Raw genomic sequence first — 13,773 nt, 5'->3', positions numbered from 1 at the left:
ATACCTCCTGCAGTTTATTAAAATAAATTTCAAATAATATGAAACAGTAAAAATATATTATTATTAATATATTTTTATATACTCAAAGAAATACTAAATTTATATTTGTTAATTAAATAGGTTGTAAAAAAAACAGATTTGAAATATAATTGGTCTATACAACATAACAATATAATAACATACAAACTATGTTTATGTATACAGAAATTTATTTCAAATTAAGGAGGAAAAGTTTTGAGGAAGATTTCAAGGGATAACCCTATACCACTTCATTACCAGCTAAAAGAGATACTACAAGAAATGATAGAAAATGAAGTTTTAAAGCCAGGGCAAGCAATCCCAACTGAAAGAGAACTTTGTGAAATTCAAGGAATTAGTAGAATGACTGTAAATAAGGCTATTATGTCATTAGTAAATGAGGGATTAATTTATAGAGAACAGGGAAAAGGAACTTTTGTGTCTATTGAAAAGGTTAATCATGAAATATCACGTCTTAAAGGTTTTACTGAGCAAATGAAAGAAAATGGAGTGATATCAAAAACTAAAATGCTGTCTTTTAAGGTTATAGAAGCTACAAAGCAGAACAAAGTTGAACTGAAAATGCCTAAAGAGGAAAGTAAGGTTGTTGAAATTAAAAGATTGAGATTTAGTGATGAACAACCCGTAGCCATTGAAACAGCTTGGATTCCATATTATTTAGTTAATGATATTACTAGAGAGATGATTGAAGATAAATCTTTGTATGCTATCTTGCGTGAAAAGTATGGGCACCATCCATACAAGGCTAAACAAACTATTGAACCTATAATGTTAAATGAATATGAAAGTAAACTTTTGAACCAAGAAAATTGTGCTTTGGCATTAATATTTAGGCGAACCACTTATTTGGAAAATGGGGTACCAATAGAATATACTAAAGCAATATACAGAAGCGATAAATATAAATATGAAATAATTTTGAAATAAGAAGAGTTGTGAAAGTTCAAGATTCTACCAGCCGCACACAAGGGGGGTATTTATGATGGAAAGTAATAATAAGTCTAATTTAGATGCAATGAGCACATTAGAAATTCTTAAAAATATAAATGAAGAGGATAAGAAAATAGCTATGGCTATTGAAAAAGAGTTGATTAATATCGAGAAAGCCGTAGAAATAATTGTGAAAAGCTTTGAAGAAGGAGGCAGACTCTTTTATATTGGAAGTGGTACAAGTGGTAAGTTAGGGGTAATGGATGCCTCAGAATGTCCTCCTACCTTTGGAGTTTCTGATTCTATGGTTCAAGGAATTATTTCTGGTGGTGTAGAGGCTTTAAGTGGATGGCTCGAACATACAGAGGATGAGCCAGAACTAGCTGTCCATGATTTAAAAGGAGTAAGTATAAATAAAAATGATGTTTTAGTAGGTATAACAGCTAGTGGAAATACTCCATATGTTGTGCGTGCAATGGAATACGCTAAGGAAATAGGCTGCAAAACTGTAGCGCTTATATGCAATCCAAAAGGAAAACTTAAAGAAATTTGCGAAGTTACTATAGCAGTACAAGTTGGAGAAGAAGTGTTACTAGGGTCTACTAGAATGAAGGCAGGTACGGCTCAAAAAATGGTTCTGAATATGTTGAGTACTGTAGCCATGGTAAGGATTGGCAAGACCTATCGTAATCTAATGGTTAATGTACGACCTATTAATAAAAAGCTACAACAACGTGTAAGGGAGATAGTAAAGCTTGCCACAGGTGAGAAGGACAGCCTCATAAATGAGACTTTGGAAATCTGTGAATACAATCCTAAAGTAAGTATTATAAAAATTAAAAAAGGTGTTTCTGTAGAAAAAGCAAAGGAAGCCTTGGAAGAAAGCAAGGGAAGTGTAGCAGAGGCATTAAAAATATTGAACTATTAAATGAGGTGGTGTAATATGAGAATTATAGTGGTAGATAATTATGAAAAAATGAGTGAAAAAGCTGCAAAGATGATAGCTAGTCAAGTTATTTTAAAGCCAGATAGCATATTAGGCTTAGCTACTGGAGATACACCACTGGGAATGTATAAAGAATTAATTGAGTTATATAAAAAGGATGAGGTAGACTTTAATGAGGTTAAAACCTTCAACTTGGATGAATATTATGGTCTTAATAGAGAAAATCCTCAAAGTTACTTTAGTTATATGATTAATAATCTGTTTAATCATATAAATATAAATAAAGAAAATATTAATGTTCCCAGTGGAATGGCAAAGGATATAAGTACTGTATGTTTAGAGTATGAAAACAAGATAAGAGAAGCTGGTGGCATAGATATGCAGATCTTGGGTATAGGTGGAAATGGACATATCGGATTCAATGAACCGAGTGTAAGCTTTGAGGTAGCAACCCATCTAGTTAATCTTGATGAACAAACTATAGAGGCTAATTCTAGGTTTTTTGACTCAATAGAGGATGTGCCAGTAAAAGCCATAAGTATGGGAATAAAAACAATAATGAGCTCTAAGAAGATTATTTTGCTAGCAAGTGGAAAAAATAAGGCTGAAATTATAGAAAAGGCCATTAAAGGCAAAATAAATCCTAACGTACCTGCTTCAATTTTGCAACTCCATAATGATGTAACAGTGATTCTAGATAAAGAAGCGGCAAGTTACTTGAATGTGACTTAGGAATATAATCTCATGTGAAGTAGTAGAAAAACACCAATATTAGCAGCTTGCTAATATTGGTGTTTTTATTATGTGGCTATTAAATTAAACTTCTTTAATTCATTATTGTCATATAATAAATTAAAACAATAAGTTATTATATCACTTCTTTTTATTATTCCTATAAAAACATCATTATCATCCACCACAGGAACAAAATTTTGGTCCTTTGATAGAGATATTAAACTCTCTATGTCTGAATTAATTAATACTGCTTTATTACAGATGTGCCTAGGGATATCCTCAATTAAAATCTTACTTGTATCATGAAAACTTAAATTTGGGGTATTTTTAATTTTCCATAATAAATCGCCTTCAGTTAGAGTGCCTACATAATTGCCAGTTTCATTAATTAAAGGTACAGCTGAATACCTGTGATACTCCATTCGTTCTAACGCTTGCCTCATTGTGGAACTTTGCTTTTCATAAACAACTTTACTTTTAGGCGTAAGAAAAAAAGCTATATTCATAGTTTACCCATCCTTTAAAGATTATTATTTTGTTTGTAAGGTATCTGACAATACCATTATAGCATGGTTGCTTTGATTTGTTTATTAATAATCTATTAAAACGTACCACCTTAATTTAAGTAGTAGAGGAAACTTTTTTCTTTTTTAAGAAATCCCATTTGGTTTCTGTTGTTATTATTGCAATAAATATTGTTAAACATCCTAAAACCATTTTTGATGTAAATATTTCATTAAGTACTATTACAGATAAGATAGAGCCGAAGACAGATTCCAAACATAGAATAATGGCAGCATGGGTAGATGTAGTGTATTTCTGTGCTACATTTTGTATGATAAATGCTATCATTGTGCTGAAAATTGCCAAATATCCAATTGCAAACATTGTATCTGAACCCAATGACGGTGGCATTGGTTCATAAATTAAAGCAGCTATAATTGAAAATACTGCAGCAGCACCTAGTTGTATTATTACAAGGGATATAGCATCAACCGTTTCAGTAAAGAAACCAACAGAAACTATATGAGCTGCAAAAAATACTGCACATAATAAAGTTAGACTATCACCAAGTCCAAGGCGTATTCCTCCATCTAAGGTCAACATGCCTATTCCTAAAAAGCAGAGAAAGGCAGAGATTAGTGAGTACTTATCTGGTCTCTTTTTACTGATTATCCAATAAAGAAAGGGCACGATAACTACATTAGTGCCAGTTAAAAAGGCATTTTTGCCAGCAGTTGTATATTGCATTCCAATTGTTTGCGCAGCAAAGCCTAAGAATAAGAGAAGTCCAACAAGGGTTCCCCATTTTAAATCATTTTTAGTAATAAGCTTAACCTTTTTCCTGAAAACCACTAGCATAATTATTACAGAAATACTAAAACGCATTGCCATCATATAAAAAGGTGTAATATTGTCTAAAGCACCTTTTACAGCTATAAAACCGCCACCCCACATGATTGCTACAAGTAATAATGACATATCAGCGAGAAAACTTTTTCTTTTGTCGTTAGGTATCATTTTTAGCACTCCTTTTTTATATAAGTTCTATAATAGATAAATCATTTTCTTTGTTTAAATCTATGAAATTTGAATTAATGGATATAAGAGGCCTGGAAATATTATTTAGATCTATTTTAATTATCTTTCCAACAGAGTCATCACTAAGCTTTACCATCTCACCAGTGTAATAATTAGCCATTTCTCTTATAAATGTACTTAGATAATTATAATCAAATAAACCCATACAATCATGTTGCATAATTTCTAACACTTTAAAGGGGTTTTGCCTTTTGCTATAGATTTTATCAGATGTCATAGCATCGAACATATCTGTAATTCCTATTATTTTTGCAAAAGTACTAATTTTATCTTCTTTTAGGCCAAGAGGATAACCGGAACCATCTAAACGTTCATGGTGCATAAGAACGCCTAAGCTTACAGAGTTATCCAAGTAAGGAATGCTTTTTACAAGTTCATAAGAATAAATTGAATGTTTCTTCGCTTCTTCAAATTCTGATTTTGTAAGTTTTGAAGATTTATTCAATATGGAGGGGTTAACTTTTGTTTTACCCACATCATGAAGAAAAGCAGCATAGGTTAAAAGAGTTAAGTCCTGTTTAGAAAAATTTAACCATGTACCTAGCATGGAACTTAAAAGTGCGACATTTACACAATGTCTCATAAGATATTCATCAATAGCTCTGGAGTTAGTTATGCTCTTTAAAATAGAACCATAATCATTAAAACTATCTAAAATATCTTTAGACATAGTTCTTATTTCGGTTAAGTCGGGTTCTGAGCTTCCTTCTACTTTACTTAAAAAATTATCTACAATATTTGAAAATTTGCTTAATTTATTTTCCGTTTGAATTAAAACTTGTTGTCTTGAATCTTGCATAGCAGATATTATTGCTTCTTCTTCAGTTAAATAAATACTAATAGTGTTTGATGGATAGAATTCAAGTATCTTTTTTATCATGGAGTTATTTAGTGGAACTTCCTTTGTAACTAAGGTTAAGCCATTTAAAACTAAATCTTCTGATAAAATCATATTAGGTTTTAGGTCGTAAATACTTATATTTTTAACCTTTTTCTCCACAGATGCATCCCCCTCAAAGTTGATTTATAAGTTTTTTAAATTATGTAAATGTTAGCAAATAAATTATATATTACAATAATTTATTCTACCATAAAACCAAGCCTTAGGCTATAAGGATGGTTAAAATAAAAGATGAGAACGCTATTTGCATTCTCATCTTTTATTTGATTAATCTTATTAGTAAGTTAGGCTATTAGCCCATAAACATTTTAATATCCTCATCTACGTTGGTTATTCCTGAAATTCCAAAGTTATCTATTAAGATTTTAGCTACACTTGGAGACAAGAAAGCAGGAAGAGATGGTCCTAAATGAATATTTTTTACTCCCAAGTGAAGTAGTGCTAGTAAAACTATTACAGCCTTTTGTTCATACCAAGCAATGTTATATGATATCGGTAATTCATTAATATCAGAAAGTCCAAAGGCTTCCTTTAATTTAAGAGCAATAACCACTAGTGAATAGGAATCATTACATTGTCCGGCATCTAGTACTCTTGGAATACCAGAAATATTACCTAAATCAAGTTTATTATATTTATATTTTGCACAACCAGCAGTTAGGATTACAGTATCCTTTGGTAATTCTTTTGCAAAATCAGTATAGTAATCTCTACTTTTCATTCTTCCATCACAGCCTGCCATTACAAAGAATCTTTTAATTGCTCCAGATTTAACTGCTTCAACCACTGTATCTGCCAAAGCTAATACTTGATTATGAGCAAAACCACCAATAATCTCACCATTTTCTAGTTCTCTAGGTGCTTTACATTTTTTAGCCTCGGCAACTAAAGCAGAAAAGTCTTTTGGTTGTCCATTTTTACCATTTGGAATATGTTTAACTCCTTCAAAACCAGTAACACCAGTAGTATAAAGTCTATCCTTATAAGAAGCTTTAGGAGGAACAATGCAGTTTGTTGTCATTAATATAACGCCGTTAAAGCTTTCAAACTCCTCATTTTGTTTCCACCAAGCGTTACCATAATTTCCTACGAGGTGTGAATATTTTTTAAATGCTGGATAGTAGTTTGCTGGTAGCATTTCACTATGAGTGTATACATCTACGCCAGTACCTTCTGTTTGCTTTAATAGTTCTTCCATGTCTTTTAAGTCATGTCCACTTATTAATATACCTGGGTTATTTTTAACGCCTATATTAACTTTAGTCATTTCAGGATTGCCATAGCTAGAAGTATTTGCTTTATCTAGTAATGCCATTGCATCTACGCCAAATTTACCACATTCAAGCACTAATGCTACTAAGGCATTTGCATCTAGGCTGTCGTCTAAGGTAGCCGCTAAAGCTTTTTGCATGAAACCATGAATTTCTTTATCGTTATATTCTAAATTATGTGCATGTTCTAAATAAGCAGCAATTCCCTTTAAACCATAAATTAATAGTTCTCTTAAAGATCTAATATCCTCATTTAGTGTAGCGAGAACTCCTACCTTTGAAGCTTTTTCATCAAAAGCATCCATATTATCTGCAAACCAAGTGGCAGCTTCAGGTAATGTTTCCTCTACTGTATATTTAGCTCCGAGGATACTCATTACTTTTTCAAGCCAATTCGTAGCTTCTCTAGGAGCATGAAGGGAACCACCAGCAGAAATATACTGCTTTTTTATAGTTTCTCTGAGTTCTAAACCTTTTTTAATTCTTTGAATAAATACATTTCTATCAAAGTTTGCATTAGTTATAGTTGCAAACAAGCTTTCCACTATAAAGTTATCTACTTCTTCATTTACAACACCAAGTTTTCTAGCTCTTGTACTATAAACTGAAATTCCTTTTGTGATAAATATTAATAAATCTTGAGTTACTGCGAGGTCTGAAGTTTTACCGCAAACACCCTTTACTGTACATGCTTTTCCACCTGCTGCTTCTTGACATTGATAACAGAACATACTCATATATTTTTCCTCCTAAATTTATCTAATATTTTATTTTTTCATAAGTTATACACATGATTATTTTTATTTATATTAGCTATCTTTTATTAATCACTCTCGTCTTATGTGATTATTATAGCGTAGAATAAATTATTTTTCCGTAACCATAGTTACGAAAAAAAATATTATAAAGTTTAAGATTGTATACTTTCCTTTTTACTTATTGACATTGATAATTAACATATTTATAATTAAATAATTCAGAGCAAAATACTAAGAATTAATTAGAATACTTTAGTGGGAAAGTAACTCTCCTTCTGAAGATGTTAATATTGCAGGGCTAAAGATGATGATTTAAAAAGGAGAGATATTAAAATATGGAAATATACTTAGATAACAGTGCAACCACAATGCCTTATGAAGAGGTTATTGAGGCTGTATGTGGCACCATGAAGAATTATTATGGTAATCCATCTTCATCACATAGTTTAGGATTTAAGGCAGAGCAAAAACTTAGGGAGGTTAGAGCAAACATTGCTAAAAGTATAAATGCTAGTAGTGAGGAAATAATATTTACATCAGGGGGAAGTGAAAGTAATAATTTTCTTATAAAGGGTTTTGCTAAGGCTGCGTCTCATATAATAACCACCAAAATAGAACATTCAAGTATTATAAACACATTTAAGTCACTAGAAGATTTAGGAGTAAAGGTTACTTATATTGATGTAGATGAAAATGGTAGAATTAATGTAGAGCAGCTTATGGACAGTATAACTAAGGACACTCAAATCGTAAGTATAGCACATGTTAACAGTGAAATAGGGGTTATACAGGACATAGAGCTTATAGGGAAATTAATAAAGCAGAAAAGTAGTAGGGCAAAGTTTCATGTAGATGCAGTTCAAAGTTATGGAAAGCTTCCTATTGATGTAGAAAAATTTAATATTGATTTACTATCTACTAGTGCACATAAAATCCATGGACCTCGCGGAATTGGATTTTCATATATAAGGAAGGGACTTATGCCAAATAGCTTAATAAACGGTGGTGGGCAAGAAAGAAATTTAAGATCAGGTACAGAAAATCTTGCTGGAATCGTAGGATTTGAAGCAGCAGCAGAAATTATGTGCAAAAATCAGTATGCGAATTTTAATAAAGTTTTAGACCTTAAGAAGTATTTTATAGAAAAACTATCGGAGCTAGATGATGTAATAATTAATAGTAAATTAGAAACTAATTTCACACCTTATATACTAAGTGTCTCATTTAAGGGTGTGAAGGGAGAGGTTCTGCTTCATTCCTTGGAAGAAAAAGGGATATATGTATCCACGGGTTCAGCATGTTCATCGAAAAGTAATAAGGTTAGTGAAGTTTTAAAGTCACTTGGAAGAAATTTAGAGCTTCAAGGTGGAACTATACGGTTTAGTTTTTGTGAATATAATAATAAGAGTGAAATAGATTATGTGATAAATGAATTGCATAAATCATTAGAGTTTTTAAAAAAGTTAAACAGAAGATAATAATATTGCAGCAAAGCTAATAAAAGGTAGATACAATAGATATACAAAGGAGTGCTAAAAGATGAGAAAATTAATTCTGGTAAAGTTTGCCCCGGAAATTTTTTTAAAGGGACTAAACAGAGGTAAGTTTGAAAAAAAACTTAAAGACAATATAAAAAATGTGCTAAGAGGCGTAGAATATGAATTTGTTGAGGATCAAGGAAGATGGTTTATATACTCAGAGCATATGGAAAAAATCATACAAAAAATTAAAAATGTTTTTGGAATAACAGAAGTTTGCATAGTTACAGAAGTTGAAGCTTCTATGGATAGTATTGAAAAACAAGCACTTTTAGAACTAAAAGAAAGTTCAGCTACAACTTTTAAAATAGATACTAACAGAGCTAACAAAAACTTTAGCTCTAATTCTATGGAGGTAAATAGAAAAATAGGAGCTTATATTCTGCAAAACAATGAAAATATAAGTGTAGATGTACATAATCCACAGTGCATTATAAATATTGAGATAAGAAATATGGCATATCTTTATTCTAAAAGAATAAAAGCAGTGGGTGGACTGCCTTATGGAATGAACGGTAGTACTATGCTTATGTTATCAGGAGGTATAGATTCTCCTGTTGCAGGTTATATGATGGCAAGAAGAGGAGTAGAGATACATGCAGTTTACTATCATAGCCATCCATATACTAGTGAAAGAGCAAAGGATAAGGTGAAACAATTAGCTAATATTTTAAAAGAATACACTGGAAAGCTAACATTATATGTAGTACCATTTACAGAAATTCAAATGCAAATTATAGAAAAGTGTAGAGAAGATGAATTAACAATAATTATGAGAAGATTTATGATGAGACTTGCCTGTGGCCTTGCAGAAAAACTAAACATAAATTCGGTGACTACTGGAGAAAGCATAGGGCAAGTAGCTAGCCAAACTATGGAAGGTCTTGTAGTAAGTGATGATGTTTCCGATAGACCAGTTTTTAGACCACTGGTTGCTATGGATAAAGTAGATATAATGGAGGTTTCTAGAAAAATAGATACTTATGAGACCTCAATTTTACCCTACGAGGATTGTTGTACAATATTTGTTCCTAAACATCCAAAAACAAAACCAAGGCTAGTAGAGATAATTAAATCAGAATCAGTTTTAGATATTGAAGGACTTGTCGGGAGAGCTCTTGAGGAAATGGAAGTTTATAAATAAACATAACTAAGCTTATAAACTAAAAATGTGTATTAAATCAAAAGGGCAATACGGTAGGTTAAACAAAAATATATTTATAGATGGGTAAACAAATATGGTACTGAAAAAGGCAACCAATCAAAATGATTTATCATTTTGATTGGTTGCCTTTGTTTGATTGTATATTATATAAAACAAGAATTTCATATAATAATTTAAAAAAGTTATAGAAATTACTATTATTTTCCTAGAAAACCGATTATCATTGTATTAGTGAAACAAAAAACACTATATTATCGTCTAATATTTAGTATAGGAGTGATATATGTGCCTGTTGTGCCTTTAGTACAAAATGAAAGTGAAGACAAGAGTAATATACATAAAGAAGTAGAACGACTTATAAATTGCTATGGAGATGACGTACTTAGGGTAGCATATCTATATGTTAAGGACATGCATAAGGCCGAGGATATCTTTCAAGAAGTGTTTATAAAGGTATTTAAGAAATATGATACATTTAAAGGTATTAGTAGTGAAAAAACTTGGCTTATGAGAATAACAATCAATGTGTGTAAAGACTATTTTAAAAGCTTTTGGATAAAAAGAGTATTTTTAAATAGTGATAGAGAAGACGATAAAGAAGAATATAACCAGGTGTATAGTTCAGATGGGCTAGATGATACTATAATAAAATCTATTGAGTCAAAGGAACTACTAAATGAAGTTATGAATTTACCAATAAAATATAAAGAAATAATTATTTTATATTACTATCAACAATTTAGTACAAAAGAAATTAGTGATATGCTGAAGCTTCCAGAGGGGACAATAAGAACTAGGTTATTTAGATCGAGAGAATTATTAAGAAAAAGTATTGCTGGGAGGGTTGAATATGAGTGGTAATTTAGAAGAATTAACACAAGCACTAAATATAGAATTAATAAATATAAAAGTAAGCGAAGAGCTGAAGCTAAAGACTTTGGAAAAGTGTAAAAAAAGTGAAAGCATTACCTTCCGCAAAGCATCTATTCCAATAACTTGTACTTTAGCAGCTTGCTTACTTGTGGGAATTGTAGTATATCCCTATTATACTAAGAATAGCATAATAGGTAATGAGCAAATAACTATGAATTCTAGTGAAAGATCTATTAAAGCATTAGATAAATCAATAATAGATTCACCGAGGCTTAGTGATGAAGTAAATATTAAAGAAAATGAAAATAGTAAAGTTTATACCAATGAAATAGTAGATGAAAGTCAAAAAAAAGTTAATGAAAACAGCAAAGAACAACAGGGGGAAAATAGGGTTATTGCTTTAAATGAAAATCCTACTGTAGCTTTTAAAGCAAAAGTGGGAGTGGAAAGCGAAGAAATGGATAAAAGTATTTTATCTACAAGTCAAGGAAATGAGAATGCTTCAATTAATAGTACAACTGAAAAAGGAAAAGACGCAAGTACAATTGCATTACCAACAAAGCAGAATAATGATGCATTATCAAATGAAGAAACTAAAATGAAGGATTTATCACTACAAGAAGCAATAAAAGTTTTTGGTGATAGTCTAAAAATACCTTCATATGTGCCTAAAGAGTTTAATCTATCAACAATATTGGTGCCAGAACTAGGTGATGATTCAAATGTATTATACGAAATTACTTATAGCGATAACAATAAATACTTTAAGATAACTGAATACAAGGATGTAGACAATACAAGAGAATTAGATTCAAATAGTAATATAGAATTAAAAACACCAAAGGAAAACTACATGGTTATAAATTTAAATAACGTAGCAGTTAAATATATATTAAGTGAAAGTGATGATAATACGGAATGTCCTTATGTGAAATCAATATGGGAGGATTCAGGTAAAAATTATAGGGTGGAAGGTAATGCACCATGGACGGAAATCATTAATATTATAAGTTCTATAATAAACTAAAATAAAAATTAATAAAGATGAATAAATAATAGGTAGCAGAGAGAATCATACTATAGTATGGATATATCTGTTGCCTATTAATTTTTGAAAATAAATGAATAATTACTCAGAAAATATTAAAAAAAAGTAGATTTATTAAAAAAAATATGATATATTAAATCGGGCTGAAAATGCTAACAAAAACAATAGACTGTTGTATGTGAAATATTTTATTGCGTTAAAAACAACAGTTGTGTATTGGATGCATATACACCTTATTATTAATACTTATGCAAAGGAGAATGGTAATGAAAAATAACAAAGGAATGGAAAAATTAGAGGATAATAATTTGAAAAGAGAATTAGGACTTGCAGCAGCTATTGCTATAGTTATAGGAAATATAATTGGCTCGGGAATATTTATGGCACCTGCATCCCTAGCTGCAGTTACAAATCCTAAAACAGCCATGATTGCATGGATTATTACAGCAATAGGATCAATTTTGATTGCATTAAGTTTTGCTAATTTAGGCTCGGCAATGCCTAAAACTGGTGGTCCTATAATATATACGAGAGCGGCTTTTGGAGACTTTGCAGCATTTCTTATTGCTTGGACATACTGGATTGGGGCTTGGGTAGGTAACGCAGCTATAATTACAGCATTTATGAGTTATTTAACTTACTTCTTTCCACAAGCAAACACTCCTATAATTGCTTTTTTAATAACTTCAGCAGTACTTTGGACTTTTACAATAATTAATATATTAGGGGTAAAAGAAGCAGGAATAGTTGGCATAATAACAACAATACTTAAGATTATTCCACTTATTGTTTTTGTAATTATTGGGCTAATAAAATTTAATCCACAATATCTAAGCACTGTAACAGATGCAAAGCTTGCTGGAATTGGTACCCTACCGGCAGCAATAGCTATAACTTTATGGGCATTTATAGGTCTTGAAAGTGCCACAGTGCCAGCAGGAGAAATAAAAAATCCAGAAAAAAACATTAAATATAGTACAATAATTGGGACCTCAATTGCTGCAATTATATATATACTAATTTCAGTAGTTGCAATGGGAGCAATGAATCAATCGCAGCTTGCACAATCCAAAGCTCCATTAGCAGATATAATAAATGCGGCTACAGGTGCCACTTGGGGTGGAAACTTTATAGCCTTAGGTGCAATTATTTCAACACTAGGAGCCACTTCAGGGTGGATATTAACCACAGGTAGAAGTGCTTATGCAGCTTCAAAAGATAATTTATTCCCAAAAGTATTTGGAAAAATAAACCCTAAGTTTAATACACCAGTTGCTTCACTTGTTATAAGCGGAATTTGTGCAAATATCCTATTAACATTGAATTACGTGGGTTCTTTAAGAAGTGCTTTTGATTTTATGATTTTACTTGGTACGTTGGCATTCCTTCCTTCTTATGCATTTTCAGCAGCAGCGGAAATAGTGCTTTTAAGAAAACAATCAAAAGAATTTAACATATGGAATTTTTTAAAGAATTCATTTATATCAATACTTGCCTTTGGATATTCCATATATGCAATATATGGAACTGGATCCGAGGTAGTAATGTATGGATTCATCCTTATGTTAGTGGGGATTCCATTTTATTTATATATGATGCTACAAAATAATAAAACAGATAGTAAAGTAGATAAATTAAGAGAGAATGCACTGAAAAACAAATAAATATATATAGACACTTACTTATGTAGGTGTCTTTTTTGAGCAATATTATTAAAAATAAAGAAATTGTTATGAAGTAGCTATTGTGCAGAACATAAAAACTATATAACAGAAGTTTCAGAAGATTATATTAATAAAAATATTGACTAATGGAAGAATGTATAATATTATAAATATAATAACAATTGAAGAAGTTTGTTATATTTAAAGAAGATTTATCGTTAAGGGGGAACCGAAGAATGATTATTATGTTGTTACAGTTCTAATAAATTAAAGTTTAATAAAATCATAACTGAAATACTGCAG

12 protein-coding genes are annotated in these 13,773 nt (G+C 30.9%); 8 read left to right on the top strand and 4 right to left on the bottom strand.

Annotation, left to right across the window (positions count from 1 at the left end):
- Positions 1–234 precede the first annotated feature (234 nt).
- Genes LGK97_RS10010 through nagB form a run of 3 tightly spaced genes read left to right on the top strand, consistent with a single transcriptional unit; the run spans position 235 to position 2,647 of the window.
- A complete protein-coding gene (locus LGK97_RS10010; protein WP_226259626.1) occupies positions 235–966 on the top strand; it encodes a GntR family transcriptional regulator in 732 nt (243 codons plus the stop codon).
- A 52-nt stretch (positions 967–1,018) separates the two neighbouring features.
- Positions 1,019–1,897: an N-acetylmuramic acid 6-phosphate etherase gene (gene murQ / locus LGK97_RS10005; protein ID WP_226259625.1), complete on the top strand. Its 879-nt coding sequence runs from the start codon at positions 1,019–1,021 to the stop codon at positions 1,895–1,897.
- Between the two features lie 15 nt (positions 1,898–1,912).
- Positions 1,913–2,647: a glucosamine-6-phosphate deaminase gene (gene nagB / locus LGK97_RS10000; protein WP_226259624.1), complete on the top strand. Its 735-nt coding sequence runs from the start codon at positions 1,913–1,915 to the stop codon at positions 2,645–2,647.
- Between the two features lie 68 nt (positions 2,648–2,715).
- On the opposite strand, the gene LGK97_RS09995 is transcribed toward nagB, so the two are convergent.
- From LGK97_RS09995 to hcp, 4 genes are all read right to left on the bottom strand, one after another.
- The gene (locus LGK97_RS09995) at positions 2,716–3,156 is read right to left on the bottom strand and encodes a CBS domain-containing protein (RefSeq protein WP_226259623.1); all 441 of its coding nucleotides are present in this window, start codon (positions 3,154–3,156) and stop codon (positions 2,716–2,718) included.
- A 115-nt stretch (positions 3,157–3,271) separates the two neighbouring features.
- Positions 3,272–4,171, bottom strand: coding sequence for a DMT family transporter (locus LGK97_RS09990; protein ID WP_226259622.1), 900 nt, complete (start codon positions 4,169–4,171; stop codon positions 3,272–3,274).
- Between the two features lie 16 nt (positions 4,172–4,187).
- Positions 4,188–5,252 carry an HD-GYP domain-containing protein gene (locus LGK97_RS19940; RefSeq protein WP_226259621.1) on the bottom strand — a complete coding sequence of 355 codons (1,065 nt, stop codon included), beginning with the start codon at positions 5,250–5,252 and terminating at the stop codon, positions 4,188–4,190.
- A gap of 193 nt (positions 5,253–5,445) precedes the next feature.
- Positions 5,446–7,161 carry a hydroxylamine reductase gene (hcp, locus tag LGK97_RS09980; RefSeq protein ID WP_226259620.1) on the bottom strand — a complete coding sequence of 572 codons (1,716 nt, stop codon included), beginning with the start codon at positions 7,159–7,161 and terminating at the stop codon, positions 5,446–5,448.
- A 356-nt stretch (positions 7,162–7,517) separates the two neighbouring features.
- Between hcp and LGK97_RS09975 the strand changes: the two genes are divergently transcribed.
- From LGK97_RS09975 to LGK97_RS09955, 5 genes are all read left to right on the top strand, one after another.
- A complete protein-coding gene (locus tag LGK97_RS09975) occupies positions 7,518–8,660 on the top strand; it encodes a cysteine desulfurase family protein (RefSeq protein WP_226259619.1) in 1,143 nt (380 codons plus the stop codon).
- Positions 8,661–8,721: 61 nt separating this feature from the next.
- Positions 8,722–9,864, top strand: coding sequence for a tRNA uracil 4-sulfurtransferase ThiI (gene thiI / locus LGK97_RS09970; protein ID WP_226259618.1), 1,143 nt, complete (start codon positions 8,722–8,724; stop codon positions 9,862–9,864).
- A gap of 306 nt (positions 9,865–10,170) precedes the next feature.
- Positions 10,171–10,746 (top strand): sigma-70 family RNA polymerase sigma factor, encoded by a 576-nt coding sequence (locus LGK97_RS09965; RefSeq protein ID WP_226259617.1) that lies wholly within the window; start codon positions 10,171–10,173, stop codon positions 10,744–10,746.
- The gene (locus tag LGK97_RS09960; RefSeq protein ID WP_226259616.1) at positions 10,736–11,785 is read left to right on the top strand and encodes a hypothetical protein; all 1,050 of its coding nucleotides are present in this window, start codon (positions 10,736–10,738) and stop codon (positions 11,783–11,785) included. The genes LGK97_RS09965 and LGK97_RS09960 overlap by 11 nt, the downstream gene beginning before the upstream one ends.
- Positions 11,786–12,072: 287 nt before the next feature.
- On the top strand, positions 12,073–13,470 hold the full coding sequence (locus LGK97_RS09955; protein ID WP_226259615.1) for an amino acid permease: 1,398 nt from the start codon (positions 12,073–12,075) through the stop codon (positions 13,468–13,470).
- Positions 13,471–13,773 lie beyond the last annotated feature (303 nt).

Origin of the sequence: Clostridium sp. CS001, from assembly GCF_020443565.1 — a bacterium.
Lineage (GTDB): Bacteria > Bacillota > Clostridia > Clostridiales > Clostridiaceae > Clostridium_AD.
Note: the sequence above shows the minus strand (reverse complement) of the source record. Positions and strands in the feature narration are given on the sequence as shown.

What these genes read in the sequence shown, in the direction of transcription:
- hcp (WP_226259620.1), bottom strand. Translation starts at nt 7,161, where the DNA reads ATGAGTATGTTCTGTTATCAATGTCAAGAAGCAGCAGGTGGAAAAGCA.
- thiI (WP_226259618.1), top strand. Translation starts at nt 8,722, where the DNA reads ATGAGAAAATTAATTCTGGTAAAGTTTGCCCCGGAAATTTTTTTAAAG.
- LGK97_RS09995 (WP_226259623.1), bottom strand. Translation starts at nt 3,156, where the DNA reads ATGAATATAGCTTTTTTTCTTACGCCTAAAAGTAAAGTTGTTTATGAA.
- LGK97_RS09990 (WP_226259622.1), bottom strand. Translation starts at nt 4,171, where the DNA reads ATGATACCTAACGACAAAAGAAAAAGTTTTCTCGCTGATATGTCATTA.
- LGK97_RS09975 (WP_226259619.1), top strand. Translation starts at nt 7,518, where the DNA reads ATGGAAATATACTTAGATAACAGTGCAACCACAATGCCTTATGAAGAG.
- nagB (WP_226259624.1), top strand. Translation starts at nt 1,913, where the DNA reads ATGAGAATTATAGTGGTAGATAATTATGAAAAAATGAGTGAAAAAGCT.
- murQ (WP_226259625.1), top strand. Translation starts at nt 1,019, where the DNA reads ATGATGGAAAGTAATAATAAGTCTAATTTAGATGCAATGAGCACATTA.
- LGK97_RS09960 (WP_226259616.1), top strand. Translation starts at nt 10,736, where the DNA reads ATGAGTGGTAATTTAGAAGAATTAACACAAGCACTAAATATAGAATTA.
- LGK97_RS09955 (WP_226259615.1), top strand. Translation starts at nt 12,073, where the DNA reads ATGAAAAATAACAAAGGAATGGAAAAATTAGAGGATAATAATTTGAAA.